Source organism: Peterkaempfera podocarpi (genome assembly GCF_042466665.1).
Taxonomy (GTDB): domain Bacteria; phylum Actinomycetota; class Actinomycetes; order Streptomycetales; family Streptomycetaceae; genus Peterkaempfera; species Peterkaempfera podocarpi.
The window spans coordinates 3,819,525-3,845,199 of sequence record NZ_CP162102.1 but is presented as its reverse complement, the minus strand read 5'-3'; the positions used below and the strand labels follow the sequence as shown (position 1 = coordinate 3,845,199).

At 70.5% G+C, this 25,675-nt stretch carries 23 protein-coding genes and 1 tRNA gene; 16 read left to right on the top strand and 8 right to left on the bottom strand.

Annotation, left to right across the window (positions count from 1 at the left end; all coding sequences use genetic code 11):
* The first annotated feature begins 141 nt into the window (after window positions 1-141).
* On the top strand, window positions 142-2,721 hold the full coding sequence (locus AB0761_RS16810) for a bifunctional FO biosynthesis protein CofGH (protein WP_377269849.1): 2,580 nt from the start codon (window positions 142-144) through the stop codon (window positions 2,719-2,721).
* A 109-nt stretch (window positions 2,722-2,830) separates the two neighbouring features.
* Window positions 2,831-3,940 carry an ADP-ribosylglycohydrolase family protein gene (locus tag AB0761_RS16805; protein ID WP_377269847.1) on the top strand — a complete coding sequence of 370 codons (1,110 nt, stop codon included), beginning with the start codon at window positions 2,831-2,833 and terminating at the stop codon, window positions 3,938-3,940.
* 198 nt (window positions 3,941-4,138) lie between these two features.
* Here AB0761_RS16805 and AB0761_RS16800 read toward each other — a convergent pair whose 3' ends face one another.
* The 4 genes from AB0761_RS16800 to AB0761_RS16785 all read right to left on the bottom strand — a co-directional run bounded on the left by AB0761_RS16800 (window position 4,139) and on the right by AB0761_RS16785 (window position 7,955).
* Entirely contained in the window at window positions 4,139-5,677 is a 1,539-nt protein-coding gene (locus AB0761_RS16800) for a sodium:solute symporter family protein (protein ID WP_377269845.1), read from the bottom strand.
* Between the two features lie 232 nt (window positions 5,678-5,909).
* Window positions 5,910-6,119 (bottom strand): DUF397 domain-containing protein, encoded by a 210-nt coding sequence (locus tag AB0761_RS16795; RefSeq protein WP_377269844.1) that lies wholly within the window; start codon window positions 6,117-6,119, stop codon window positions 5,910-5,912.
* Complete coding sequence (locus tag AB0761_RS16790) at window positions 6,106-6,975, bottom strand: helix-turn-helix domain-containing protein (protein WP_377269843.1); 870 nt, start codon at window positions 6,973-6,975, stop codon at window positions 6,106-6,108. The genes AB0761_RS16795 and AB0761_RS16790 overlap by 14 nt, the downstream gene beginning before the upstream one ends.
* Window positions 6,976-7,220: 245 nt before the next feature.
* Window positions 7,221-7,955, bottom strand: a complete 735-nt coding sequence (locus tag AB0761_RS16785) for a GPP34 family phosphoprotein (RefSeq protein ID WP_377269842.1) — start codon at window positions 7,953-7,955, stop codon at window positions 7,221-7,223.
* A 264-nt stretch (window positions 7,956-8,219) separates the two neighbouring features.
* Here AB0761_RS16785 and AB0761_RS16780 point away from each other — a divergent pair, with 264 nt between their 5' ends.
* The 3 genes from AB0761_RS16780 to AB0761_RS16770 all read left to right on the top strand — a co-directional run bounded on the left by AB0761_RS16780 (window position 8,220) and on the right by AB0761_RS16770 (window position 11,061).
* Window positions 8,220-9,230, top strand: coding sequence for a hypothetical protein (locus AB0761_RS16780; protein ID WP_377269841.1), 1,011 nt, complete (start codon window positions 8,220-8,222; stop codon window positions 9,228-9,230).
* Window positions 9,182-10,339, top strand: coding sequence for a D-alanyl-D-alanine carboxypeptidase (locus AB0761_RS16775; RefSeq protein ID WP_377269839.1), 1,158 nt, complete (start codon window positions 9,182-9,184; stop codon window positions 10,337-10,339). Before AB0761_RS16780 ends, AB0761_RS16775 begins: the two co-directional genes overlap by 49 nt.
* Window positions 10,340-10,482: 143 nt before the next feature.
* Complete coding sequence (locus AB0761_RS16770; protein ID WP_377269838.1) at window positions 10,483-11,061, top strand: pyridoxamine 5'-phosphate oxidase family protein; 579 nt, start codon at window positions 10,483-10,485, stop codon at window positions 11,059-11,061.
* A 438-nt stretch (window positions 11,062-11,499) separates the two neighbouring features.
* Here the strand turns inward: AB0761_RS16770 and AB0761_RS16765 are convergent, their stop codons facing one another.
* Both AB0761_RS16765 and AB0761_RS16760 read right to left on the bottom strand, forming a co-directional pair.
* Window positions 11,500-11,889, bottom strand: a complete 390-nt coding sequence (locus AB0761_RS16765; protein WP_377269836.1) for a cupin domain-containing protein — start codon at window positions 11,887-11,889, stop codon at window positions 11,500-11,502.
* Window positions 11,886-12,350 carry a hypothetical protein gene (locus AB0761_RS16760; RefSeq protein ID WP_377269835.1) on the bottom strand — a complete coding sequence of 155 codons (465 nt, stop codon included), beginning with the start codon at window positions 12,348-12,350 and terminating at the stop codon, window positions 11,886-11,888. The genes AB0761_RS16765 and AB0761_RS16760 overlap by 4 nt, the downstream gene beginning before the upstream one ends.
* Window positions 12,351-12,430: 80 nt before the next feature.
* Between AB0761_RS16760 and AB0761_RS16755 the strand changes: the two genes are divergently transcribed.
* On the top strand, window positions 12,431-13,117 hold the full coding sequence (locus AB0761_RS16755) for a helix-turn-helix transcriptional regulator (RefSeq protein ID WP_377269833.1): 687 nt from the start codon (window positions 12,431-12,433) through the stop codon (window positions 13,115-13,117).
* Window positions 13,118-13,132: 15 nt separating this feature from the next.
* Here AB0761_RS16755 and AB0761_RS16750 read toward each other — a convergent pair whose 3' ends face one another.
* A complete protein-coding gene (locus AB0761_RS16750) occupies window positions 13,133-13,507 on the bottom strand; it encodes a DUF488 domain-containing protein (RefSeq protein WP_377269832.1) in 375 nt (124 codons plus the stop codon).
* A gap of 259 nt (window positions 13,508-13,766) precedes the next feature.
* Between AB0761_RS16750 and AB0761_RS16745 the strand changes: the two genes are divergently transcribed.
* On the top strand, window positions 13,767-16,151 hold the full coding sequence (locus AB0761_RS16745; protein WP_377269831.1) for a phosphoketolase: 2,385 nt from the start codon (window positions 13,767-13,769) through the stop codon (window positions 16,149-16,151).
* 126 nt (window positions 16,152-16,277) lie between these two features.
* Here the strand turns inward: AB0761_RS16745 and AB0761_RS16740 are convergent, their stop codons facing one another.
* Window positions 16,278-17,132 (bottom strand): universal stress protein, encoded by an 855-nt coding sequence (locus AB0761_RS16740; RefSeq protein ID WP_377269830.1) that lies wholly within the window; start codon window positions 17,130-17,132, stop codon window positions 16,278-16,280.
* Between the two features lie 134 nt (window positions 17,133-17,266).
* Here AB0761_RS16740 and AB0761_RS16735 point away from each other — a divergent pair, with 134 nt between their 5' ends.
* From AB0761_RS16735 to AB0761_RS16695, 9 genes are all read left to right on the top strand, one after another.
* Window positions 17,267-17,455, top strand: coding sequence for a hypothetical protein (locus AB0761_RS16735; RefSeq protein WP_377269829.1), 189 nt, complete (start codon window positions 17,267-17,269; stop codon window positions 17,453-17,455).
* Window positions 17,456-17,460: 5 nt separating this feature from the next.
* Window positions 17,461-17,796: an ArsR/SmtB family transcription factor gene (locus AB0761_RS16730; RefSeq protein ID WP_377269828.1), complete on the top strand. Its 336-nt coding sequence runs from the start codon at window positions 17,461-17,463 to the stop codon at window positions 17,794-17,796.
* On the top strand, window positions 17,793-17,978 hold the full coding sequence (locus tag AB0761_RS16725; protein WP_377269827.1) for a DUF6126 family protein: 186 nt from the start codon (window positions 17,793-17,795) through the stop codon (window positions 17,976-17,978). The genes AB0761_RS16730 and AB0761_RS16725 overlap by 4 nt, the downstream gene beginning before the upstream one ends.
* Before the next feature lie 36 nt (window positions 17,979-18,014).
* On the top strand, window positions 18,015-19,013 hold the full coding sequence (locus AB0761_RS16720) for a 2-hydroxyacid dehydrogenase (RefSeq protein ID WP_377269826.1): 999 nt from the start codon (window positions 18,015-18,017) through the stop codon (window positions 19,011-19,013).
* A gap of 78 nt (window positions 19,014-19,091) precedes the next feature.
* Window positions 19,092-19,164: transfer RNA gene (locus AB0761_RS16715), tRNA-Arg, on the top strand.
* Window positions 19,165-19,645: 481 nt separating this feature from the next.
* On the top strand, window positions 19,646-20,866 hold the full coding sequence (locus AB0761_RS16710) for an ATP/GTP-binding protein (protein ID WP_377269825.1): 1,221 nt from the start codon (window positions 19,646-19,648) through the stop codon (window positions 20,864-20,866).
* Window positions 20,863-21,702: an RloB family protein gene (locus AB0761_RS16705; protein WP_377269823.1), complete on the top strand. Its 840-nt coding sequence runs from the start codon at window positions 20,863-20,865 to the stop codon at window positions 21,700-21,702. The genes AB0761_RS16710 and AB0761_RS16705 overlap by 4 nt, the downstream gene beginning before the upstream one ends.
* Window positions 21,703-21,807: 105 nt before the next feature.
* Window positions 21,808-24,420 carry an N-6 DNA methylase gene (locus AB0761_RS16700; RefSeq protein ID WP_377269822.1) on the top strand — a complete coding sequence of 871 codons (2,613 nt, stop codon included), beginning with the start codon at window positions 21,808-21,810 and terminating at the stop codon, window positions 24,418-24,420.
* The gene (locus AB0761_RS16695) at window positions 24,410-25,636 is read left to right on the top strand and encodes a hypothetical protein (RefSeq protein ID WP_377269821.1); all 1,227 of its coding nucleotides are present in this window, start codon (window positions 24,410-24,412) and stop codon (window positions 25,634-25,636) included. Before AB0761_RS16700 ends, AB0761_RS16695 begins: the two co-directional genes overlap by 11 nt.
* The last annotated feature ends 39 nt before the right edge of the window (window positions 25,637-25,675 follow it).

The window sequence follows — 25,675 nt, the reverse complement described above, 5'->3', positions numbered from 1 at the left end:
CGGCATCGGCCCCTGGGAGCAACCCGGCATACATCCGGCGGAGCACGACCCTGAGACCTCCTCAGGGTCGCCCCGCACGGACGCGGCTGCTGCGGCGAGGGCCGTCCGCGCGGCGCCGGGCAGCTGACGTATCGTCCAGCCATGACTGAGTCCAGCAGTTCGGCGCCCACCTCCAACGCCATGCGGCGCGCTCTGCGCCGTGCCCGGGACGGGGTGGCGCTGGACACCGCGGAGGCAGCGGTGCTGCTCCAGGCCCGTGGGGCGGACCTGAGCGATCTGTGCGCCTCCGCCGCCCGGGTGCGCGACGCCGGGCTGGCGGCGGCCGGCCGGCCCGGGGTGGTCACCTACTCCCGCAAGGTCTTCATCCCGCTGACCAGGCTCTGCCGGGACCGCTGCCACTACTGCACCTTTGTCACCGTGCCCGGGAAGCTGCGCCGTGACGGGCACGGTATGTACCTCTCCCCGGACGAGGTGCTGGACATCGCCCGCCGGGGCGCGGCGCTGGGCTGCAAGGAAGCCCTGTTCACCCTCGGCGACCGGCCCGAGGAGCGCTGGCCCGAGGCCCGGGAGTGGCTGGACGCGCACGGCTACGACGACACCCTGGCCTATGTGCGGGCCATGGCGATCCGGGTGCTGGAGGAGACCGGCCTGCTGCCGCACCTCAATCCGGGGGTGCTCTCCTGGACCGATCTCCAGCGGCTGAAGCCGGTCGCGCCCTCCATGGGGATGATGCTGGAGACCACCGCCGTCCGCCTGTGGTCGGAGCCGGGTGGTCCGCACTTCGGATCCCCCGACAAGGAGCCCGCCGTGCGGCTGCGGGTGCTGGAGGACGCCGGACGCAGCGCCGTCCCCTTCACCACCGGGGTGCTGATCGGCATCGGGGAGACCCACGAGGAGCGGGCCGACGCGCTGTTCGCGATCCGCCGCGTCGCCCGGCAGTACCACGGGGTGCAGGAGGTGATCGTGCAGAACTTCCGTGCCAAGCCGGACACCGCCATGCGTGCCATGCCCGACGCCGAGCTGGAGGAGCTGGCCGCCGCCATCGCGGTGACCCGGCTGGTCCTGGGTCCGGCCGCCCGTATCCAGGCCCCGCCGAACCTGGTGGACGAGCAGTACGCGCTGATCGTCGGCGCGGGCATCGACGACTGGGGCGGGGTCTCCCCGCTCACCCCCGACCATGTCAACCCCGAGCGGCCCTGGCCGCACATCGACGAGCTCGCGGAGCGGACCGCCGCCGCCGGGTTCGAGCTGCGCGAGCGGCTGACCGTCTACCCCGAGTACATCCGGCGCGGCGAGCCCTGGCTCGATCCCCGGATCCTGCCGCATGTCAGCGCCCTGGCCGACCCGGCCACCGGCCTGGCCCGCGAGGGCGCCCTGCCCGTCGGCCTGCCCTGGCAGGAGCCGGACGACGCCTACGCCGCCTCCGGCCGCACCGATCTGCACCGCACCATCGACACCACCGGCCGCACCGCCGACCGCCGCGCCGACTTCGAGGACGTCTACGGCGACTGGGAGGCGCTGCGCGAGCAGGCCGCCCCGTACGCCGTGGAGCGGGTCGAGGCGGACGTCATGGACGCCCTGTCGGTGGCCGCCGACGACCCCACCCGGCTCACCGACGACCAGGCCCTGGCCCTGCTGCACGCCGAAGGGCCCGCGCTGGACGCGCTCTGCCGGATCGCCGACGAGCTGCGCCGCGACACCGTCGGCGACACCGTGACCTACTGCGTCACCCGCAACATCAACTTCACCAATGTCTGCTACACCGGCTGCCGTTTCTGCGCCTTTGCCCAGCGCCGCACCGACGCCGACGCCTACACCCTCTCCCTGGACCAGGTCGCCGAGCGTGCCGCCCAGGCGTGGGAGGTCGGCGCCACCGAGGTCTGCATGCAGGGCGGCATCCACCCGGATCTGCCCGGCACCGCCTACTTCGACATCGCCCGAGCGGTGAAGCAGCGCGTCCCCGGCATCCATGTGCACGCCTTCTCGCCCATGGAGGTGGTCAACGGCGCCACCCGCACCGGGATGTCCGTGCCCGACTGGCTGGCCGCCGCCAAGGAGGCCGGCCTGGACACCATCCCCGGCACCGCGGCCGAGATCCTGGACGACGAGGTGCGCTGGATCCTCACCAAGGGCAAACTGCCCGCCGCCACCTGGGTGGAGGTCGTCACCGCCGCCCATGAGCTGGGCATCCGCTCCTCCTCCACCATGATGTACGGCCATGTGGACACCCCCCGCCACTGGCTCGGCCATCTGCGGCTGCTCGCCGGGATCCAGCAGCGGACCGGTGGCTTCACCGAGTTCGTCACCCTGCCCTTCGTCCACACCAACGCCCCCGTCTACCTGGCCGGCATCGCCCGTCCCGGCCCCACCGCGCGGGACAACCGCGCGGTGACCGCCATGGCGCGGCTGCTGCTGCACCCGCACATCACCAACATCCAGACCAGCTGGGTGAAGCTGGGCGCGGAGGGCGCCGCGGAGATGCTGCGCTCGGGGGCCAACGACCTCGGCGGCACGCTGATGGAGGAGACCATCTCCCGGATGGCGGGCTCCTCCTACGGCAGCCACAAGTCCATCCGCGACCTGGAGGCGATCGCCGAGGCGGCCGGCCGTCCCTCGCGGCAGCGGACCACCACCTACGGGGAGGTCCCGGCCGAGCGGAGGGCGGCGGCGCTGGCCTCCGACGGGCATCTGCCCGAGCTGCTTCCGGTGCTGGAGAGCTGACCCCGGCCTCCGCCGCGTAGTCCTGGACGGCCCGGCCGCGGACAGTTCGAATACAGTTCCGCCGGGAGCAGTCCCGAACAGGGCAGCCAGGAGGAGGAGGCACCCCACCGTGCAGGCACTCTGGTCCCGCGCGCAGGAGCAGGACTTCCGCAGCAGGGTGCGCGGATGTCTGCTGGGCGGCGCGATCGGCGACGCCCTCGGTGCGGGCGTGGAGTTCGAGTCCCTGGCCAAGATTCGCGCGGCGCACGGCCCGGACGGCGTCACCGGCTACCTTCCGGCGTACGGCCGCCGCGGCGGCGCGGTCACCGACGACACCCAGATGAGCCTGTTCACCGTGGAGGGGCTGATCCGGGCGCACGTCCGGCGGGACACCGGGGTGTGGCACCCGCCCACTGACGTGCACGGCGCCTATCTGCGCTGGGCCGACACCCAGCGTGACTGGGGTCCGGACGAGCGGCGCCCCGATCTGGGCTGGCTGGGCCGCGAGGAGTGGCTGTACGCCCAGCGGGCGCCCGGGCAGGCCTGCCTCTCCGGCCTGGGGGACGGCCGGATGGGGACCATCGACCAGCCCCGCAACCCGCACTCCAAGGGGTGCGGCACGGTGATGCGCTCCGCGCCGTTCGGGCTGCTGGTCGGCTGGGACCCGATCCTGGTCTTCCAGCTCGCCATGGAGTGCGCGGTGCTCACCCACGGCCATCCCACGGGCTATCTCTCCGCGGGTGCGCTGGCCGTCATCGTCCACACGGCGGCGCGCGGCGGAGCCCTGGAGGAGGGTGTCCACCTGGCCCTGGCGCTGCTCTCGGAGCGTCCGGCGCACGAGGAGACCACCGCCGCCCTGCGCGGCGCCCTGGACGCCGTACGGGCCGGTCTGCCGTCGGCGGAGCGGGTGGAGACCCTGGGGGAGGGGTGGGTCGCCGAGGAGGCGCTGGCGATCGCCCTGTACTGCGCGCTGGTCGCCGAGGACGTCCGCTCCGGGCTGCTGCTGGCCGTCAACCACTCCGGGGACAGCGACTCCACGGGTGCCATCTGCGGCAACCTGCTGGGTGTGCTGCACGGGGAGACCGCTCTGCCGCCGGAGTGGCTGGGCGAGCTGGAGGGGCGGGGCACCATCCTCACCCTCGCCGACGACTTCGCCCTGGAGATGACCCACGGCCCCGAGCTCCACGGCCCGTCGGGCAGCCCTTACAGCACCTGGACCGAGCGCTACCCGGCACTCTGAGCGCCCGCGCCGGGCCCGGGGAGGCGGCCGTCGGCGGGAGGCGGGGGGTGCGGGTGCGGGCTTTCGCGAGGGGACTGCGGGGCTGCCGCCGGACGGCGCGACGTCGGGGACGCCGCGCCGTCGGGGACGCCGGGGACGGGTGCTGCGAGGTCAGGGTGCTGCGAGGTCAGGGTGCGGGGACGTCAGGGTGCGGGGACGTCAGGGTGCGGGGACGGCTGACGGGTCCTCGGGGGCGGGGGCCGGAGCTGCGGCCGCGGCCGCGTCGTCGTCGTTGATCCGGGCGAGCAGGGCGTTGCGGTCGTCGGTCTCCTCGGGGCGGAGGTAGCCGATCAGGATGTAGAGCACCATCGAGGTCGCCACCGGTGCGGCGATCTGCACCTGGGTGGACTGCCCGCTGAGGCCGTAGTTGGTGAGCCAGAAGACGAACAGCCCGGCCGCCCAGGAGGAGAGCGCCGCGGTGGGGCCGGAGCGGCGGAAGACCGGCAGCATGCCCAGCATCAGCGGGATGGCGATGGGGCCCATCAGCCCGGCCACCCACTTGATCACCACGGTGATGATGTCCTTCAGCGCCGGGGAGTTGACCTGGGTCGCCACCGCCATGGACAGGGCGAGGAAGGCCACGGTGGTGATCCGGGCGGCCAGCAGCCCGGTGGCGCTGTTCCACTCCCGGACCCGGCGGGAGAGCACCGGGAGGATGTCGCGGGTGAAGACGGACGCGATGGCGTTGGCGTCCGAGGAGCACATCGCCATGGTGTGGGAGAAGAATCCCACCACCACCAGGCCCAGCAGCCCGTGGGGCAGCAGGTCCTGGGTGAGCAGCGCATAGGAGTCGCTGGCGTCCGGCTTCTTCGCGTGGACCAGCAGCGGGGCCACCCACATCGGGAAGAACAGCACCAGCGGCCAGACGGTCCACAGCAGTGCGGAGAGCTTGGCGGAGCGGGCGGCGTCCCTGGCGCTGGGCGCGGCCATGTAGCGCTGCGCCTGGTTCCACATGCCGCCGTTGTACTCGAAGGTCTTGATGAAGAGGAACGCCAGCAGGAAGGTCAGCGTGTACGGGCCCGCGGTGGGGTGGGTGTGGCCGCTCGGCAGCTTGTCCCAGACCGTCCACAGCCCGCTGAAGCCGCCGATCTTGCCGAGTACGGCGACGAACATCACCACGCCCGCCAGCAGCTGGATGACGAACTGGCCGAAGTCGGTGAGCGCGTCGGCCCACAGCCCGCCGACGGTGCAGTAGACCGCGGTGACCGCGCCGGTGATCAGGATGCCCTGGTTGAGCGAGAGTCCGGTGAAGACGGTGAGCAGCGTGGAGATGGCGGCCCACTTGGCGCCCACGTCCACGATCTTCAGCAGTCCGCCGGACCACGCCAGCGCCTGCTGGGTGGGGACGTTGTAGCGGACGGCCAGGAACTCCAGGGGGGAGGCCACCCGCAGCTTGGACCGGATCCGGTTGAGCCTGGGGGCGAACAGTCGCGCACCGACCGCGACGCCCACGGCGATCGGGAAGGACCAGGTGACGTAGGAGGTGATGCCGTAGGTGTAGGCGATGCCGGCATAGCCGGTGAACATCACCGCGCTGTAGCCGGACATGTGGTGCGAGATCCCGGACAGCCACCAGGGCATCTTGCCGCCGGCGGTGAAGTAGTCGCTGACGTCGCTGACCCGGCTGTGGGACCAGATGCCTATCAGCACCATCACCACGAAGTAGCCGCCCAGTACGACCCAGTCGAGCGTGGCCATGTGCCTCTCTCCCTCTCGGAGTCCGCTGCTGCCCGGATTGAAGTGGCGGACTGACGGAGGGTCAAGACTTTGTTCAGCATTAGCTACTTGCAACCATGTATGTGAACGACATAGCCATGCAAAAGCCACAGATCTCTATGGCGATCTTTCAGCTGCCTGAACAGCAGTCAGCCCCTCCGACCGTCCGGAGGCGGTCGGAGGGGCTGACGGTGTGCTCTCGGCCAGGAGTGCTTCAGACGGCGCCGAAGGCGTCGGTGCCGGCGGCTGCGACAAAGGCGGCCCATGCCTCGGGGGAGAAGGTCAGGGCGGGCCCAAGGGGGTCCTTGGAGTCGCGTACGGCCACAGAGGCAGGCCCTGGTACGGCCACCTCCACACACTGGCCGTTCGCCCCGCTGTAGCTGCTCTTGCGCCACACCGGAGCGCTGCTGTTATCCGCGTTCATGGTCTGCGTACTCCCTCGCGTACGTGGCTATCAACGACCGGGTGTCCGCGACGCTGAGCGCCGCGGCCCGCAAGTGGTCGTAGAGACCGGTATAGCGACGGACATCCGCTTCCTTCTCCAGATAGAGATCGCTTGTCACTCCTTCGAGGTAAACAACCGCCGTATCTGCTGACTCAGGGAACTCCAGGATGGAGAATGCCCCGGTCATGCCGGGGTGGGCTCCCTTGGTGAAGGGGATCACCTGCAGATTGACATGCGGCTCCTGGCAGAGCTCCGCCAGGTAGGACATCTGCTGGGCCATCACCTCCTTGCTGCCCACCACCCTGGCCAGCGCCGCCTCGTCGACCACCGCCCAGAAGTTGTCCAGCTGCTCGGGGCCGCGCACCCGCCGCTGGCGCTCCATCCGCACCTCGACCCGGCGCCGTACGGCCTCGGCGTCGGTGTCGGGCTGGATCCCGGTCACCACGGCCTCCGCGTAGTCCCGCGTCTGCAGCAGGCCGGGCACGAACGACGACTCGTAGTTGCGCACCGCCGAGGCTTCCGCCTCCAGGCCGATGTAGACGCTGTACGGGATGTCGCCGAACGCATGCCACCAGCCGCGCTGCCGGGACTCGCGGGCCATCGCCATCAGCGACTCGCGCATCCGCTCGTCCTCGACGCCGTAGACCTCGCACAGATCGCGGACATCGCGCTGACTGATGCTGCGCCGGCCGTTCTCCAGCCGGCTGATCTTGGACTGGGAGACCATCAGCCGGCCGGCGACCTCCTCGGCCGTCATGCCCTTCTGCTCGCGGAGGCGGCGCAGTTCGGCGCCGAGTCGGCGGCGGCGCACTGTCGGATTGATGCTGGCGGACACCTAGACCTCCGGGGCGGTCCTCACATTCGTTCCAACCACTCAACGCACGAGCATGCCACTATCGATCTCGCCCCCGCCGGGGAATCGAAGCAGCTCATCGGATCGGGTGGGTGCGGGCGGACATGCCGGAGGGCGGCCGAAGGGCAGTCATGCTGCCGAACGACCGCCCTCTAAGGACCACGGCGGCGCCCCCGTCGCGCCGCGCGGCCACTGTCCGCGTCAGAGGGAAGTACTCGGACGGGGGGCTACCGGACGCCCGCCCGCGCCATCCCGTGGCCCGCGGGCGCCGGAGCCGGCCGCCCGGCAGCCGTCCGCGAACCCGGCCGGGTCGAACCGGCACCACGCGGTGCCGGGGCCGGAAGGCCGTTCTGTACATCCATCACGGCATGCGCCACCATCCCGCCCAGAGGGTCGTACCGGATCAGGTCGCGCAGCCGTGACCTGGAGGAGCGGCCCTCGTTACCCGGGTACAGGTGCTTGCCGAGGCCCACCGAGTGCGCCAGCGCGGCAAGTGCCGCAGTGCGCGGGTCCGGTGGCACGCCGGTCCTGATGGCCGTGTCCAGGCGCTGCTTGATGGCGCTGTTGGTGCACTCGTCGGACGCCTGGTACCGCGTCGTCGGCAGTACCCCGCACACCTGGCCCGGCACCGCCGTCACCATGCCGCACCGCTCCAGGTGCGCCAGGTACGTCTGCCGGAGGCCCAGCCGGGGCCCTCCGATCCAGTGCACGGCACGCACCGGGCTGCCGCGCCTGCGCAGCAGTTCCAGCGCATGGTCCAGGGTGGGGTCGCCGGTCGGCCGCGGCAGCACCACGGCTATCCGGTCCCCGTCCGGGACTATCCGTCCGGCCAGGGCCAGCTCGACGAGCTGCGCCCCGGCAAGTCCGAGGTCGAGGGTCTGCGGCTGTGCGGTGGTACCCGTCGCCGGGTCCAACGCGAGCAACAGCAGTTCCTCGGGAATCGTTCTGCGGCTCTTGCCCATCCAAGCCTCCCCGCGTGGATGAATGACAGAGTGACGCCTCTCACACCCCCCTGTCGAGACCGCCTCTGAATCGTGACCTTCGGAACCGCGGCCCCACCGGAGGTCGTCACCCGTGTGAAACGGGTGGTCGGACCCGGGAGAATTGCCTGTCGAGCGGGTCTTGGACGGGCGACATCATGTTCGTGGCGGAGACTGTCCGCTGTGGGGCGGGACGCCGGAGCGCAGGGCGTCCCGCCAGGTGTGTGTGCGAGGAGGTTGGATCACGTGGGCGAGGTCCCCGGCACGGTCGAGCGCGACGAGGAGCGCCGGCGCGCCGAACCGTCCGAGGGTGCGGCTCCGCAGGAGTCCGTGCCGGACGAGGGTGCGACGGATCAGGCGGACGGCAGCGAGGGCAGGGGTGACTCCACCGTCCAGCTCCGGGTGAAGGGCGGGGACAGCCCCACCACCATGCTGCGCCTGCCGACCGACAGCCCCACCCGGATGCTGCGGCTGCCCGCCGTGGACAACGAGGTGGAGCCCGGTCAGGACACGGTGGCCGATGTGGCCGATGCGGACGACGGGGTCGACGGGGTCGAGGCGGAGGACGCCCCTGAGCCCGTGGACCCCCGGCTGGCGCTGCAGGCCGAGCGGGCGCAGCCCGCGGCGGACGGTTCCGCCGACGCGGACGGTGAGGCGGCTCCTGACGACGGGCCGGGGTCCGTCGCATCCGAGGCGCAGCAGGACGCCGAGGACGAGCCCGTCGACGCGGTACCCGCCGTCGCACCCGGATCCGCCGACGACACCCGCGACGACGACCCCGCCGACAGCGTCACGGAGGAGCAGGAGGGCGGCGCCGAGGAGGCACCGCGGACCGGGCCGGAGCAGGGGGCCGGGGCGAAGCCGGAGCCCGAGCCCGAGCCCGAGCCCGAGGCGGAACTGAAGCCGAAAGCGAGGCCGGAACCCGAGGCCGGGTCCGGCCGGTCCGCCGGCGGCGAAGCACCTCCGGCGACCGAACTCTCCCTGCCCACCGTGGCACCGACGCCCCCGCCCCCTCCCGTCACGGCCCCGGCGCCCGCCCCCGCCCCCGCCCCGGCGCCCGTCCCCGAACCGGAGCCGCTGTACGTCCCGGAGACCACCTCCGAGGCCATGCAGGTGCTGGCATCGCTCAGCGCCCGCCCCATGACGCCGCTGCGCCGCGCCGTCAAGCGGATCACCGTCTGGAGCGTCTTCCTGCCTTCGTCCTCGGTGTGGCCGTCGTCGCCCAGCTGCTGCGCCCGCTCCCCGGACCGGAGTTGAAGGGCTCGGCCACCACGTCCTTCACCTTCCCCGGAGGCAAGCCCGACCTGTCGTGGCCCACCGAGGGCCAGGCCGCAGCCGAGGTGTACGGACTGGGCAGCCTCGGGCGCTCGGGCGCGGTCAAGGCCGCCCCGATGGCGAGTGTCACCAAGGTGATGACGGCCTATGTGGTGCTCCAGGAGCACCCGCTCAAGCTGGGTGAGAACGGGCCCTCCATCACCGCGGACAAGCAGGCGGCGTCCGACTACACCACCGGTGTCGCCCAGGGCGAGTCGGTGGTCAAGGTGGTGGAGAAGCAGAAGATCAGCGAGTACGAGGCGCTGCAGATGCTGCTGATCCCGTCGGCCAACAACATCGCCCGGCTGCTCGGCCGCTGGGACGCCGGCTCCCAGCAGGCGTTCGTCAAGAAGATGAACGACACCGCGCGGAAGCTCGGCATGTCCGACACCGTCTACACCGACCCCAGCGGTCTGGCGGCGTCCACCAAGTCCACCGCTGTCGACCAGCTGAAGCTGGCCGAGAAGGTGATGCAGCTCGACGTCTTCAAGCAGATCGTCGCCACGCCCAACACCGTGCTGAGCGACGGTCAGCGGATCTTCAACAACAACCAGCTGCTCACCACCGGCGACCATGTCATCGGCGTCAAGACCGGCTCCAGCACCCCCGCCGGCGGCTGCCTGATGTGGGCGGCCGAGAAGGAGATCGACGGCACCACGCAGCTGATCATCGGCGTGGTCATGGGCCAGCAGGGGACGCAGATCCTGCAGAAGGCCCTGGACGTCAGCGGTGAGCTGATCACCGGGGCGCAGCGCAGCCTCACCACTCACACCCTGCTGAAGAAGGGCGATGTGGTCGGTTATGTGGACGACGGGCTCGGTGGACGGGTCCCGGCGGTCGTGACCAAGGATGTCGCGGTCACCGGCTGGTCCGGTGTCAGTGTGGACTACCGGCTCTCCCCGGCCGCCGGCCTGCCGCACACCGCCAAGGCGGGCACCAGGGTCGGCACGGTGACCACGGGCAGCGGCGAGGGCCAGGTGCAGGTCCCGGTGGTGCTCCAGCGCGATCTGGCCCCGCCGTCCATCGGCTCCCGCCTCACCCGGCTGCTCTGAGCCGAGCAGCGGCTCGCAGCGGGACACGGAGGCCCGGACGGCACTGCCGTCCGGGCCTCCGGTGCATCCGGCTGCGGCATCTGGCAATGTCCATGATGTGGTTGTCCCTGTTCCAAGGGGTGGACAGGGGCCATCATGGTGCCATGGCGAATGTGCATGAGGGGATCGGCGACCGCCTGCGGAGATTCATCGAGGACCAGGTCGTCTTCTTCGTTGGGACCGCGCCGCTTGCGGACGACGGCCATGTCAATGTCTCCCCCAAGGGGGCCAAGGGTTCGCTGGCCGTGCTGGACGAGCACACGGTGGCGTATCTGGACTTCACCGGCAGCGGGGCGGAGTCCATCGCGCATCTGCGGGAGAACGGCAGGATCACCCTGATGTGGTGCTCCTTCGGCGACCGCCCCGATGTGGTGCGGGTGCACGGCAGGGGCGAGCTGGTGTTCCGGGACGACCCCCGTTGGGAGGAGCTGATCGGGCACTTCCCCGCGGTGGCGGAGCTGCCGGGCGCCCGCGCGATCGTGGTGGTCCACGCGATGCGGGTCAGCGACTCCTGCGGCTACTCGGTGCCGTTCCTGGAGTACCGGGGTGAGCGCGACCTTCTGGTGCAGTACTTCGGCCGCCGCGACGAGCAGTTCCATGTGGACTACGTCGAGCGCAAGAACGCGGTCTCCATCGACGGCCTCCCCGCGATGCCGCTGCCGCTTCCGCCGCGCCCCGCCTGAGCGGCGTTCCGGACAGGGTGGCGCAGGCGTCGTCCGACGCCACGTCACCTCCCGTGCCACCTCCCGCGCCAGCACGGCAGGCAGGGCCGGCAGGGCCGGCAGAGCGGCCCTGCCGCTCCCGTGCGGCCGGGGGCGGTGCGGGCGGCCCCGGCGGCCCCGCTGGGGCCGGTCCAGAGGGCACCGCGTCACGGGACTGCACGGGCGGCCGGCGCCGGGTGTCGCCGAGCGCGGCGGGCCGCCGGTCGGCATGGGGCGGGTCACCCGTTGCGGTGCCCGGCCGCCGGGGTGGCCGTGACGCCGGGCGCCACCGGCTCCGGTCGCGTCGCTCCCTGCCCGGCTGCCCGCATGACCCGGCTGCCCGTTCACCCGTCCAGGCCGTTCACCCGTCCAGGCCGTTCGTCAATGCGGGCCGTTCACCAGTGCGGGCCCGGCCCCGGGTCACCCGACAGCTGCGGGCGGCCCCGAGCCGATCTGCATCCCCGGGCGCCGCCGGTGGACGGTGAGATAGGCCAGGCCGTCCGGGCCTGCGGCCAGCTCCCGTGCGGAGCCCTGGGGCAGCCACACCAGGGTGCCGCCGGTGAGCTGCTGGATCTCCACGCCGTCGTCCAGGGCGCCGCTGCCCTCCACGACCAGCAGCAGGACGTCCAGTTCGGGTTCGCGGTGGGCGCCGACCCGGTGGCCGGGCGGCAGCCGTACCAGGTTGGCGTCGAGCTGGCGGCCCGGCTCGGCCAGCCGCCAGAGCGCGCCGCCCGCGTCCCCCGGGGCGTCGGCGGCCCGCGCCGCCACATCGCACAGCACCCGGGCGCGGTCGGCCGGACCGCTGGTCATCGGCGACCGCCCAGTCGGGACTCCCATGCGTCGACCAGGGCCGGCAGGTCGGTGTCCGGCAGGTCGGTGAGGGCGGGCAGCAGCAGGGTGCGCTCCACCGCGAGGTGGGCGTCCAGCGCCATGGCGACGGCCCGCCCGGCAGCGGCCGCCGAGGCGGGGTCGCCGGTGGCGGCCAGGGTGTCGACCATCCGGTCCAGGGTGCGCCGCCCGATCCCCAGGGCCTGCACCAGCAGCCGGGTCTCCGCCGAGTGCGCGGCCGCCGGGTGCAGCACCTCCGCGGCGGCGGCCAGCTGGCGGCGGACCGCCCCGGCGCAGAAGACGGCCAGGGCGGGCGGGTCCAGCCTGGCGGTCTCGGCGAGCAGCCGGTCATGGATCCGCCCCACCCGGGCCTGGGCCCGGGCGTTGGGGTCGTCGCCCGCGGCGGTGGCGGCGGTGGCGGTGGTGTCGGAGACGGGTGGCACGGCGGCTCCCCTTTCAGCAGCCCCCTGAGGTATCGGCCGATTATTACATGTAGTATTCGTGAAAAACCGGGAGGTGCCCCATGACCGATGTCCATGCCCGGCGCCCCCGTCGCAGTGCGGTGCTCGAAGCACTGCGGGCTGCGCCCTCGCCGCTGGGGGTGGCCGAGGTCGCGGAGCGGCTCGCTGTGCACCCCAACACCGCCCGCTTCCACCTGGATGCGCTGGTGGCCGAGGGCGCAGTCGACCGGATCCCGGGCGGTCAACCGGGGCAGCCCGGGCAGTCCGGACCTGGTCGACCCCGTGCACGTTACGCCGCGCGCGCCGGAATGGACCGCGGCGGCATGCGCGGCTATCGGCTGCTCGCCGAGATCCTGGTCAGCCGACTGGCCGCCGGGCCCGGTGCCTCCGACGAAGCGACCGCGGCAGGCCGCGCCTGGGGCCGCTATCTGGTCGCCTCACCGCAGCCCTACCGGCGCACCACCCCGGCCGAGGCGGTCGAGGCACTGCTGGCACTGCTGGCCGAGCTGGGATTCGCCCCCGATGCCGGTACGGCCGCCACCGGGACGCCCGACCGGGTCAGGCTGCGGCAGTGTCCGTTCCTGGAACTGGCCGAGGCGCACGGACCGGTCGTCTGCCCGCTCCACCTCGGGCTGATGCAGGGGGCGCTGGACGAGCTGCGGGCCCCGCTCGCGGCGACCCGGCTGGAACCCTTCGCCGAACCCGACGCCTGTCTGGCCCATCTGACCCCGGCCGCCACCGCCGCCTGACCCGCGCGCCCGCGCTCAGGCGTGCTCGGGTGTCTCCGTGAGCTCCAGCACCAGCACCGCGGCCTGGCTGTGCTCGACATCGCGTGTCGCCGTGAGCAGGGTCAGACCCCCCTCGTGCTCGGCGATCTCCCGCAGATGCCGTACGGCCTGCTGCCGCTCCGGGTCCCGCAGCTCCGCCAGATAGCGGCGGCGGAACTCGGTGAACCGTTCGGGCTGGTGCGAGTACCAGTGGCGGAGATCCGCGGACGGGGCGACATCGCGCAGCCACTCGTCCAGATGCGCGTCCTCCCGGCGCACGCCGCGGGGCCAGATGCGGTCCACCAGCACCCGCACCCCGTCACCGGGCGAGGCCTCCTCGTAGATCCTCCGGCAGGTGATGTTCTTGGCCATGGCAGCGCTCCCGTGCCGCCGGGCGCCATGGGCCGGCGGACATGTTCCGACTGCAGCGGACCCGTCCATCCTACGTTCGCCCCGTCCGCGGCGCTCGGCCGTGCGGGCCGCCCTACCGGCGGGCGGGCGGACCGCGCCGCAGGTGCGGGGCCTTCCCCGGGTCCCTCTCCGATCGGTGGCATGGCCCGGGCGCGCCTGGGTACCCCGCGGCGGCGGGAGGCCGCCCCTCGCGGCCCCGCGGAGCCGGATAGGAGCAGCTGTGAACAAGGTCCGAACCCCGTCGCCGACGACCAAGCTCAGCAGCCAGGAGCTGGCGGCCCTGGACGCCCACTGGCGGGCCGCCAACTACCTGTCGGCCGGGCAGATCTACCTGCTGGCCAACCCCCTCCTCACCGAGCCGCTGCGACCCGAGCACGTCAAGCCGCGGCTGCTCGGCCACTGGGGCACCTCCCCGGGCCTCAACCTCGTGTACACCCACCTCAACCGGGTGATCACCGCCCGCGATCTCAACGCGATCTGCATCTGGGGCCCCGGCCACGGCGGCCCGGCCGTGGTGGCCAACTCCTGGCTGGAGGGCAGCTACACCGAGACGTACCCCGACATGACCCGGGACGGCGCCGGCATGGCCCGGCTGTTCCGCCAGTTCTCCTTCCCGGGCGGGATCCCCTCCCATGTGGCCCCCGAGACCCCCGGCTCCATCCACGAGGGCGGCGAACTCGGCTACTCCCTCTCCCACGCCTACGGCGCCGCCTTCGACAACCCCGGGCTGCTGGTGGCCTGTGTGATCGGCGACGGCGAGGCGGAGACCGGGCCGCTGGCCGCCTCCTGGCACTCCAACAAGTTCCTCAGCCCGGTCTCCGACGGAGCCGTACTGCCGATCCTGCACCTCAACGGCTACAAGATCGCCAACCCCTCGGTGCTGTCCCGCCTCCCCGACCACGAGCTCGACGAGCTGCTGCGCGGCTACGGCCACCACCCCCTCCACGTCACCGGCCACGACCCGGCTGCCGTCCACCGCGCCATGGCCCAGGCCATGGACACCGCTCTGGACCACATCGCCGTCATCCAGGCCACCGCGCGCGACGAGGGCATCCGGGACCGCCCCCGCTGGCCGGTCATCGTGCTGCGCACCCCCAAGGGCTGGACCGGCCCGGCCGAGGTGGACGGAGTGCCGGTGGAGGGCACCTGGCGGGCGCACCAGGTGCCGCTGTCCGAGGTCCGCACCAACCCCGGGCATCTGCGGCAGCTGGAGCAGTGGCTGCGCTCGTACCTGCCCGCGGAGCTCTTCGACGAGCACGGCCGCCCCCGCCCCCAGGTGCTGACCTGCATCCCGCCGGGGCGGCGCCGCCTCGGCGCCAACCCGCACGCCAACGGCGGCCTGCTGCTGCGCGCGCTGCCGATACCGCCGCTGGAGCGGTACGCCGTCCCCGTCGAGCGGCCGGGCGGCTCGCTGCACGAGCCCACCAGGGTCCTGGGCGACCTGCTGGAGGAGGTGATGGCAGCCACGGCGGACCGCCGCGACTTCCGGCTGGTCGGCCCCGACGAGACCGCCTCCAACCGCCTCGACGCGGTCTACCGGGTCACCGACAAGGCCTGGGAGGCCGAGGTGCTGCCCACCGACGAGCATCTGGCCCCCGGCGGCCGGGTGATGGAGATCCTCTCCGAGCACACCTGCGAGGGCTGGCTGGAGGGCTATCTGCTCACCGGCCGGCACGGGCTGTTCTCCTGCTACGAGGCGTTCGTCCACATCGTCGACTCGATGGCCAACCAGCACATCAAGTGGCTGCGCACCGCCCGCCGGCTGGCCTGGCGCGCCCCCGTCGCCTCCCTCAACTACCTGCTCACCTCCCATGTGTGGCGCCAGGACCACAACGGCTTCTCCCACCAGGACCCCGGCTTCGTCGACCACATCCTCAACAAGAGCCCCGAGGTCGTCAGGGTCTATCTGCCGCCGGACGCCAACACCCTGCTGGCCTGCGCCGACCATGTGCTCTGCAGCCGCGACTACGTCAATGTGCTGGTCGCGGGCAAGCAGCCCTGCTTCGACTGGCTCGACCTGGAGCAGGCCCGGGCCCACTGCGCCCGCGGCGCCGGGATCTGGGAGTGGGCCTCCACCGACGGCGGCGGCGAGCCCGACGTGGTGCTGGCCTGCGCCGGGGACGTACCCACCATGGAGGTGCTGGCCGCCGCCGACCTGCTCCACCGGTATGCGCCGGACCTGCGGGTGAGGGTGGTCAACGTGGTGGACATGACCCGGCTGCTGCCGCAGGGCGAGCATCCGCACGGCATGCCTGACCACGAGTACGACGCCATGTTCACCCACGACAAGCCGGTGATCTTCGCGTACCACGGCTACCCGTGGCTGATCCACCGGCTCACCTACCGCCGCGCCAACCACCCGCATCTGCATGTGCGCGGTTACAAGGAGGAGGGCACCACCACCACGCCGTTCGACATGGTGCTCCGCAACGACCTGGACCGCTACCGACTGGTCATGGATGTCATCGACCGGGTGCCGGGCCTGGCCGTACGGGCCGCGCCGCTCCGCCAGGCGATGGCCGACGTCCGCTTCCGGCACCACGGCTGGATCCGGGAGCACGGCACCGACCTCCCGGAGGTGGCCGACTGGACCTGGTCCCGCTGAGCTGCGGTCATCGCCCCGCCGGTCCGGGCGGGGGCGGTGGCTCCGTCCGTCCCCGTCCCCGTCCCCGTCGACCGGCGGACCGGCAGAGCCGCCGGCCGGCTGTGCCGCACCAGCTGCCGTGGGAGGTCAGCGGTGCGGCACTACCGCGACCGGGCAGCGGGCGTGGTGCAGGACGGCGTGCGCGACCGGTCCCACATGCATGCCCACCGGGGACGACCGGACCCGGCGTCCGACCACCAGCAGCTCGGCCTGCCCCGAGGCGTCCGCCAGCAGCTGCCCGGCGGACCCCAGCTCCACCCGCTGCACCACCTCCACCTGCGGATACTTCTCCTGCCAGGGGCGCAGCGCCGTGGTCAGCGACCTCCGGGCCTCCGCTTCCAGGGTGTTCACCAGGTCGCCGCCGAGCGTGGTGGCGGCGAAGCCGTACGTCGGCGGCAGACTCCAGGTGTGGACGGCGTGCACGGCTGAGGAGCGCCGGGCGGCGGCCTCGAAGGCGAACTCCACGACCTCCTCGCAGGGCCGCTCCATCTCCATGCCGAGGACGATCCCGCTGCCCCTCTGCGCCGTGCCCTCGCCCTCGCGGACCAGCACCACCGGGCAGCCCGCCCGGGCCAGCACCTGAAGGCCCACCGATCCGACCAGGAAGCCCGCCACCGCACCCAGCCCGCGGGAGCCCAGCACCAGCAGGCCGGACTCCTCGGCGGCCGACACCAGCACCTCGGCCGGATGCTCGGCCACCCGGCGGGTGGTGACCCCCAGCCCCGGATACTCGGCGCGCAGCCCGCCGGCGACCTCCTCCAGCATCCCCTCGGCCAGACCGGTGTCGTCGTCGCGCACGGTCGGCGGCGCGTTGAAGAGCCACGGCCAGGCCAGCACCAGCCGTAGCGGTACCTCCCGGCGCACGGCCTCGGCAGCGGCCCAGCCGGCGGCGGCCAGGCTCTCGGGTGAACCGTCCACACCGGCGGTGACGGGACGCGTCATGGGTGACCTCCAGGATCGGGAGTCGTCGGGCCCGGTCTCCTACCCGGCCGTCGGCCTCCCACGGCACCAGGGAAGTTGAAGAACTATGCAAGTTCATAGATGCTGAAACCTGCATGGTGAACGGAGCTGAGCCGATGAGCGCATTCGACGAGGAACTGCGCGTCCAACTGGACGACGCCCGCAGAGAACTGGCCGCGGCCCGCGCCGCCGGGGACGACGACGGCGTCCAGGCCTATCTGGGCCGGGTGGCCGGACTGCTCCGGCTCGCCGCCGTCCACGGCGTCGACGTGCCCCATGACCCGGAAGAAGAAGGCGAAGGCTGAGCCCCGTGCCCGTCCCCCTCTACCAGGCCAAGGCGGAGTTCTTCCGTACCCTCGGCCACCCCGCGCGCATCCGCGTCCTGGAACTGCTCCAGGACGGCCCGATGCCCGTACGCGAACTGCTCGCAGCCATCGACATCGAGGCCCCCAGCCTCTCCCAGCAGCTCGCCGTGCTGCGCCGCACCGGCCTGGTCACCTCCACCCGGGAGGGCAACACGGTCGTCTACGCACTCAGCACCCCGGATGTGGCGGACCTGCTCAGGGCGGCGCGCCGGATCCTCACCGACATGCTCACCGACCAGGGCGAACTCCTCGCCGAACTGCGGAGGTCCAGCGCCGTATGAGCACCGTGCCCACCGAGCCGGCCCCGCCCGGCGGACCCGCCGCGCCCGCCGCGGCCTCGGCCGTCCAGGTGGCCGAGCAGAAGAAGAAGCGGGCCACCGCCATCCGGGTCTTCGTCTATGTGGCCGTCACCCACCTCTGGGCCGCGCTGCTGATCATCATGTTCGCCGTCGGCCGCCACTAGGTTTTCCCCTCCCCGGCCGGGGGGAGCGATCAGCGCATGGCGGAAATCGTGGCATACGGGGTACTCAAGGACGAACAGCCCCTACTGGAGCAGGCGTTCGCTGACGGGCACCTGCTGCGCTGCCTGGAGCTGCTGCTCAACTCCGACACCGCGGCCACCGCCGCCGGGTACGAGATCGTCAGCTCCAGCGTCAACGATGTGCTGGACGCCCGGGTGCTCCGCGCCCTCGCCGCCGGGGGAACCCGCATGATCGCCCAGCGGTCCACCGGCTACAACAACGTCGACCTCGACGAGGCCCGCCGGCTGGGCCTCACCGTGGCCAGGGTCTCCTGGTACTCCCCTTACTCCGTCGCCGAGTTCGCCTGGACCCTCGCCCTCGCCGTCAACCGCCGAGTGGTCCGGGCCGTGGGCCGCACCCGCGAGTTCGACTTCCGGCTGAACGGCCTCATGGGGCGCGACTTCCACGGCCGCACCGCGGGCATCCTCGGCACCGGCAAGATCGGCACCGCCTTCGCCCGGATCGCATCCGGCTACGGGATGCGGCTGCTCGGCTGGGATGCCGTCCCCAACCCCGAGTGCGCGGCCCTCGGCGTCGAGTACGTCGACCGTGACCGCCTCCTCGTCGAGTCCGACCTGGTCAGCCTGCATGTGCCGCTGCTCCCCGAGACCCACCACATCATCGACGCGGCCGCCCTCGACCTGATGCGCGACGACGCGGTCCTGATCAACACCAGCCGCGGCGGCCTCATCGACGCGGCCGCCCTGGTGGAGGCCCTGCGTGCCGACCGGCTCTCCGGCGTCGGACTGGACGTCTACGAGGAGGAGGCCGGGGTCTTCTTCTTCGACCGCTCGCTGGAGGTGATGACCGACGACACCCTCGCCCGGCTGATGACCTTCCGCAATGTGCTGATCACCTCCCACCAGGCCTACTTCACCGAGGATGCCGTCCGCCAGATCGCCGAGACCACCGCCGGCAACGTCGCCGACTTCCTCGCGGGCCGCACCGGCGACAACACCCTCGTCCCACCCGTCTGACCCCAAGATCCACCGCCCTGCCACCACCATCCCCCGCCGACCCGGTACGCTAGCCCTGGCCCTCTCACCGAGGGCCACGCCTCAGTAGCTCAGGGGATAGAGCACCGCTCTCCTAAAGCGGGTGTCGCAGGTTCGAATCCTGCCTGGGGCACTGTTTGACCTGCGGATTTGTCGCGGATCGGCCTGGCAGGGCCCGCCCTCCACGGCAAATGGGAACGGCAGGGGAACGAAAACCGGGCCCCTCATCAAGGGGGTCGGGGCTGAAGCTATGGCTAGCCCGGGCAAGGCAGTCAGATCAGGCCAGCGAGACATCTTGCCTACTTGGTGAACGATGTCGGCGTTGTGGACGCGGCGGGTAGCGCGACAAGGAATCGGCGGTTGCGCCTGCGGGAAGACCGAGCCAGTCACGGGGACGGCGCGAAGCCGGCTTCAAGCACCAGCTTCACACTGGCCACCGATCAGCCGCCGTCATAGGCTTCAGGTGAGGATCGTCCGGAGAGGTTCAGGTGCGAGACGGGGCCGCCTCCCCGTCCTACGGGAGGTTGAGAGTGCTCCTCCGCTTTCGAGTGGCCAATCACCGCTCGATTCGTGATGAGTGCGAGCTGTCACTGGTAGGTGCCTCAGGTGACGGTGTGGCGACGCTGCGCGACCAGGGCCAGGAGGTGTCAGTCCTTCCTGTAATCGGCATCTTCGGTGCGAACGCGTCAGGCAAGACGAACCTCCTTCGGGCTTTGTTCGACATGCGTGACGCCGTACGCACGTCCTTCGCGGCGTGGGCAACCGATCCTGGGGTGCCACGTCAGCCCTTCAAGCTGGACCCGGCCGCGGCGGACGAGACGACGCTCTACGAGGTAGACCTGATGCTCGGCGCGAGGCCGGTCCGTTATACCTACGGCTTCGAGCTCTCGAACGAGCGGGTGGAGGCGGAATGGCTGCACGCCTACCCCGAGGGTCGGCGCGTCGTCTGGTTCGACCGCGAGGCTGACCGCCCCGAGTCCGAGGGCGGCGAGTTCCTCTTCCCCGGCTCCGGCGACTCTGGCCCTGGTGCAGGCACCGGTTTCCAGGGGCGGCGAGACGTGCTCGTGTCCGTCACCCGCCCCAACGCACTCTTCCTGTCCACGGGCGCCACCCTCAACGATCCTCAACTGCTCGCCCTGCACAGATGGTTCGTCGACAATCTGTGGCTTGTGACCCCCGGGCGGGATGTCAAGGCCAGAAGCGACTGGACGCGGCGTCTGCTGACGGAATCGAAGCGCCGCGAGGACTACCGGGAGTGGCTCGTCGAACTGCTCTCCATCGCCGACCTGGGCATCAACGCCATCGACATCGACCGTGAGACCGGCGAGATCGCCCTTCGCCACCGCAGCTCGGACGGCAGCGATATCGCCCTCGACTTTGTTGGTGAGGAGTCGCTCGGTACCCACTCATGGTTCGCTTTCCTCGGCCCGATGCTCTCCGTCCTCGACGCCGGCACAGTACTCCTGGTGGATGAGCTCGACTCCAGCCTCCACCCCACACTGGCGGCCGAGGTCGTACGGCTCTTCCAGGACCCCAAGTCCAATCCACGCGGGGCGCAGCTGATCTTCACCACGCACGACGCGACGTTGCTCGGCAGTGCGGTCCTGGACCGCCCGCTCGCTCGCGAGCAAGTGTGGATCACGTCGAAGAAGACTTCAGGCGAGACCGAACTGTATCCGCTCGCTGCAGCCGGGCCGGGAGACGACGAGGACCTGGAACGAGGGTATCTGCGTGGCAAATACGGCGGTTCGCCGCGGGTCAGTGTGGGCGAGATTGCTCGTGCTCTGACCTGGAGGGAGAAGGAACGCGAGCGGGAGGCGAAGGCGTCAGCGTGAGCAGGCGGGGCGGACAGGAGCAGGCGTCGGGCAGCCACGAGTCCGAAGCAGCACCGAAGAAGCGGAAGAGACGCAGAGGAGGCGACGAGGAACGGCCGCTGGTGCCCATCCAGTGGACCGAGTACAAGCAGGAGCGGGTCCTCTACGTCGGCTGCGAGGGTGAGTCGACGGAGCCGGACTACCTGGATTACCTGGCCAAGCGGTTCGGATCCGGTGAGCGTACGGGCCAGCCCTTCCGAATCGTCCCTGTATACAAGGAGAACGGTCTGCGGCCGGAGCAGGTGGTGGAGGCCGTCCGCCGATACGCTGAGACGGACGAGACCTGGGCTCTGTTCGACCGCGACGAGCACACCCGGATTCCACAGGCTGTGGAAGATGCCGCAGTCGACGGCACAGAGGTGTGCTTCTCCCACCCGTCCTTCGACCTGTGGCTGCTCCTGCACTTTCAGGCGTTCGGCGGGCGGCAGAGCGGCAGAAGTGCGGATGTGGTGGAAAAGCTTCGCAAGTCCGATCCGGCCTTCAAGGATTTCGCCAAGCGGAACGACAAGAGTGTCCGGGGGCCGCGTCGTCAGGCGTTGGTGGGCCGGACTAAGGCCGCCATCGCGCACGCCAAGAGCCTCGTCTCCCAGTGTGAGCACGGGTCGTGCAAAGCCGGCCAGCACAAGGCCACCCCTGTCGACCGCACCAGCCCTCACAACCCCGACCACCTGCCCCAGTCGCCCAGCAAGTGGGCCGCCCGTTCCGGGCACGCCTTGGACTGCAAGGTCCTGGGCCGGGACCCGTCCACCGACATCTGGCGTCTCCTCGCCAGTCTCGGCATTGAGGACGACGACTGACCCAGGTCCCCGAAGTCATGTACTTCGGTCGGTTTCCACCCGAAGCTGCCGGGCGTCTACGCTGCCCTGGCACTCCGCACCCACTTTCCGACGAAGGACCGGCGCGTGGCCCGAATCACCCTTCCCCAGTTGGAGCGGCACCTCTTCGCCGCCGCTGACATCCTGCGCGGACGCATGGAGCCCTCTGACTACCGGGACTACATCTTCGGGATGCTGTTCCTCAAGCGGGCCTCGGACGAGTTCCAGCCCGAATGGGAGCGCGTCTACCAGGAACGGTTGCAGGCGACGGGCAGCGTGACGAAGGCCTTGCAGCGGGCCGACAATCCTGACTTCTACCCCCGCGTCTTCTACGTCCCGCCGCGCGCACGCTGGTGGACGGGGCCGCACGTGCTCGACCCCGAGCACCCGGAGCTGACCGTCCCGGGCATCGAGGCCCTCACTGCGGAGACCAAGGGCCCGGACGGCAAGCCCATGAAGGTGGGGGAATACCTGGATGTGGCGCTCTTCGCCCTCCAGGAAGGCAACAAGAGGCTGACCGGGGTCGCTTCGCACATCGAGTTCAACGCGGTCGCCGGCAACAAGTCCCGCTTCACGCCCAGCGAGCTGCTTGCCCTGATCAGGCACTTCAGCCTTTACCGGCTCCGAAACGAGGACTTCGAGTTCCCCGACATGCTGGGTGCGGCGTATGAGTACCTCCTCGGCCGGTTCGCGGACTCCGCCGGCCAGAGTGGCGGCGAGTTTTACACTCCGCGCTCGGTGGTGCGGATGCTGGTGCGTCTCCTCGACCCGCAGCCCATGGAGAGCATCTACGACCCCTGCATGGGTTCCGGCGGCATGCTCATCGCTGCCCGCGAGTACGTCGAGGAGCATGGCGGCAACCCCGATGAACTCGGCATCAACGGCCAGGACCGCAACCCCGCGTCCTGGTCCATGGCGAGCATGAACATGGTGCTGCACGGCATCCGCAAGTTCGACCTCCAGCACGGCGACACTCTCACCGAGCCGCTCCACCTAGACGAGAACAAGCGCCTGACCACCTTCACCAAGGTCCTCTCCAACCCGCCGTTCTCCCAGCCGTACGACAAGGTGCAGGTGGAGGCGGCCGACGCGCGGCACGGCACGCGCATGCAGTGGGGCTGGGCGCCCGAAAAGGGCAAGAAGGCCGACCTGATGTTCGTCCAGCACATGGTGTCGGTGCTGGAAGAAAAGGGCATGGTTGCCGTCGTTATGCCGCACGGCGTGCTCTTCCGGGCCAGCAAGGAGAAGGAAATCCGGGAGGAACTCCTTCGCGACGACTGCGTCGAGGCAGTGATCGGCCTCGGCCCGAACCTCTTCTACGGCGTCGGCATCCCGGCCTGCGTCCTTATCCTGCGCCGCCCGCGCCGCAAATGTCCAGAACGCAGCAAGAAGGTCCTCTTCATCAATGCCGACCGGGAGTTCAGGGTCGGCCGTAACCAGAACGAGTTGGGACCCGAGCACGTCGAGAAGATCGTCACGGTGTTCCAGCAGGGGCGGGTGCTCCCGGGCTACTCATGCTGGGTGGAGGTGAAGGACCTCCTCGAGGAGGGCGCCAACCTCAACATCCGTCGCTGGGTGGACAACTCGCCTCCCGCGGAGCCGCAGGACGTACGGGCGCATCTGTACGGCGGCGTACCGGTCGCGGAAGTCGCGGCGCAGGCCGAGCTGTTCGGGGCGTACGGGGTCGACGCGTCGACACTGTTCGCGCCCCGGGCCGAGGACCCGGACTACTACGACTTCCTGCCCGAGGAACCTGAGGTCACGGTCGGCCGTATCGCGGAACAGGCCGCGGCGAAGGAAGCCTTGCTGCGGGCGGCGTACGCGAAGTGGTGGACGAAGGGCTCGGAGCTCTTCGGCAAGCTGGTCGAGGACGGGAAGCTGATGGACCTGCGAGCCGGGGTGCTCGCGGGCTTTACTGCGGCGATCGGAAGTGTGGGAGTCCTCGACGAGTACCGCACGGCGGGCATCATCGCCGACTGGTGGACGCATGCGCGCTACGACATGAAGGCTCTGGCAGTGGGTGGTTTCCGGCGTGTCCTCGAAGGTTGGGTCGACTCGACGGAGGCGATCGTGAGGCCGGCGGAGGGCTCGGTGAGCAGTTCCGGCTCCACAGGGAAACCGAAGGTGACGGTCACTGCTGCCGACCGCCGACGTGCGCTGGACCAGCCCGTCGTACGTCACCTCCTCCCGGACTTCCTCAAGCAGTACGCGGCTGTGGAGGCGGAGGTCGCGGCGGCGGACGTGGCATACAAGGAGGCGGCGGACGCAGTGGCCGCTGCGAAGCCGTCTCCAGAGGACGGCGAGGACGACGGCTTTGCTGAGGAGGAGGCCGCCGAGCCGGTCTCGCCCGAAGAGCTGGCCCGTCTGGAGGCCGAGCTGGCGGCTTGCCGGAAGATCCGGACGGCGGCCACGAAGAAGCGGAAGGCCCTGGACGACAGTTTCCTGCCGAAGCTGACGGAAGCGGCGAAGCTGGTCCTCGCGGATGAGGAGCGGACCCAGGAGGTCGTCCTGGCCGTGCTGGACGAGGACTTGACGCGACGGCTCGACGCGGCGGTCGCGGTAGGACGGCGCGAGCTGGTGGCGATGTTTCGGCGGTGGGTGGAGAAGTACGCGGTGTCGTTGAGCGGGCTGGAGGGGGCGAGCGAGACGGCTCAGGGGGAGCTGCGGCTTTGGCTGGAGGAGCTGGGGTATGGGCGCTGAGGGCAAGCTCGTGGCTGGTGGTGAAATTGTGCTCGGTTCGCTTCTGACGCGTATCGAGGCTGGGAAAAGCCCGTCCGCTGAAGATTCGCCAGCGGGCGAGGGTGAGTGGGGTGTGCTCAAGGTCAGTGCGATCCAGGCTGGCCGGTTTGCGTCTCGAGAGAACAAAGTCCTTCGTGATGCTGCGCTGATTAACCCTCGCTACGAGGTCAAGCGCGGCGACCTCCTCATGACGCGAGCGAACACTGAGGAACTGGTTGGGCTGGCTTGCGTTGCAGAGAACCCGCCTCCGCGGCTCTTGCTCAGCGACAAGACGCTTCGCCTTTATGTGGACACTTCAAAGGCAGACCCCAAGTTTCTGCAGCTTGCTCTTGCGCAGCGAATCGTCCGGCAACGTGTGAGAGCCCTGGCTACTGGCACAAGCGCCGGCATGAAAAATATCGGGCAGGAGCAGATTCGGCAGTTGGAAGTCCCTAACCTCCCGTTGGATGACCAGCGCCGGATCGTCGCCGTGCATGCTGCGTTTGAGCGGCAGATCGGAGCGTTGGAGAGGGTAGTGGCCAAGCGAACCCAGCTACTTGATGCTCTGATCGAGCAGCTCTTGGAAGAGGGCGATGGGGAGATTGCCCTTCTCAAGGACGCCGACGTTGCCGTCGACGCGGGCATCACCCTTGGGTCCCACCGTGTACCAAACCTCAGGCCAGCGGGGTACTTGCGTGTAGCCAATGTTCGTAAAGGCTCAATTGAAGGGGACATCGCTCAACTTGAGGCGATGAAAAACGACTATCACCGCTACTCGTTGGCTTCGGGAGATATCCTGGTGGTCGAGGGGCACGCGGATCCTGAGCAGATCGGGCGGTGCGCGATCGTCGGAGCTGACCAAGTCGGACTCTTCTACCAGAATCATCTTTTCCGGCTCCGCTTCCGTGATGTGCTCCCAGAGTTTGCCATGCTGTGGCTTAACTCGCGAAGGGTGCGCAGCTACTGGAAGTCCCAGTGCGCTACCAGTTCGGGTCTGTACACGATCAACTCGAGGTTGCTGGAGAGCGTTCCGTTTCCTCGATCGAGGCGTGATGAACAGGAGCGCGTTGTGGACATCTGGAAGGCGGAGAGTCGCACTTCGGGCTTGCTGACTAAGCGCATCGCCAAGCTGCGTGCGGTGCAGCAGGGTGTTGTCGAGGACCTGCTCACCGGTCACTCGAAGGCGTGCACAGCCTGAGCGGGGCCGCCTTCACCGATTGATCAATGGCTGAAACAC

Excerpts from the sequence above, each read along its gene's own strand:
- AB0761_RS16810 (WP_377269849.1), top strand. The coding sequence starts at position 142 with ATGACTGAGTCCAGCAGTTCGGCGCCCACCTCCAACGCCATGCGGCGC.
- AB0761_RS16800 (WP_377269845.1), bottom strand. The coding sequence starts at position 5,677 with ATGGCCACGCTCGACTGGGTCGTACTGGGCGGCTACTTCGTGGTGATG.
- AB0761_RS16795 (WP_377269844.1), bottom strand. The coding sequence starts at position 6,119 with ATGAACGCGGATAACAGCAGCGCTCCGGTGTGGCGCAAGAGCAGCTAC.
- AB0761_RS16785 (WP_377269842.1), bottom strand. The coding sequence starts at position 7,955 with ATGGGCAAGAGCCGCAGAACGATTCCCGAGGAACTGCTGTTGCTCGCG.
- AB0761_RS16770 (WP_377269838.1), top strand. The coding sequence starts at position 10,483 with ATGGCGAATGTGCATGAGGGGATCGGCGACCGCCTGCGGAGATTCATC.
- AB0761_RS16765 (WP_377269836.1), bottom strand. The coding sequence starts at position 11,889 with ATGACCAGCGGTCCGGCCGACCGCGCCCGGGTGCTGTGCGATGTGGCG.
- AB0761_RS16755 (WP_377269833.1), top strand. The coding sequence starts at position 12,431 with ATGACCGATGTCCATGCCCGGCGCCCCCGTCGCAGTGCGGTGCTCGAA.
- AB0761_RS16750 (WP_377269832.1), bottom strand. The coding sequence starts at position 13,507 with ATGGCCAAGAACATCACCTGCCGGAGGATCTACGAGGAGGCCTCGCCC.
- AB0761_RS16740 (WP_377269830.1), bottom strand. The coding sequence starts at position 17,132 with ATGACGCGTCCCGTCACCGCCGGTGTGGACGGTTCACCCGAGAGCCTG.
- AB0761_RS16735 (WP_377269829.1), top strand. The coding sequence starts at position 17,267 with ATGAGCGCATTCGACGAGGAACTGCGCGTCCAACTGGACGACGCCCGC.
- AB0761_RS16725 (WP_377269827.1), top strand. The coding sequence starts at position 17,793 with ATGAGCACCGTGCCCACCGAGCCGGCCCCGCCCGGCGGACCCGCCGCG.
- AB0761_RS16720 (WP_377269826.1), top strand. The coding sequence starts at position 18,015 with ATGGCGGAAATCGTGGCATACGGGGTACTCAAGGACGAACAGCCCCTA.
- AB0761_RS16695 (WP_377269821.1), top strand. The coding sequence starts at position 24,410 with ATGGGCGCTGAGGGCAAGCTCGTGGCTGGTGGTGAAATTGTGCTCGGT.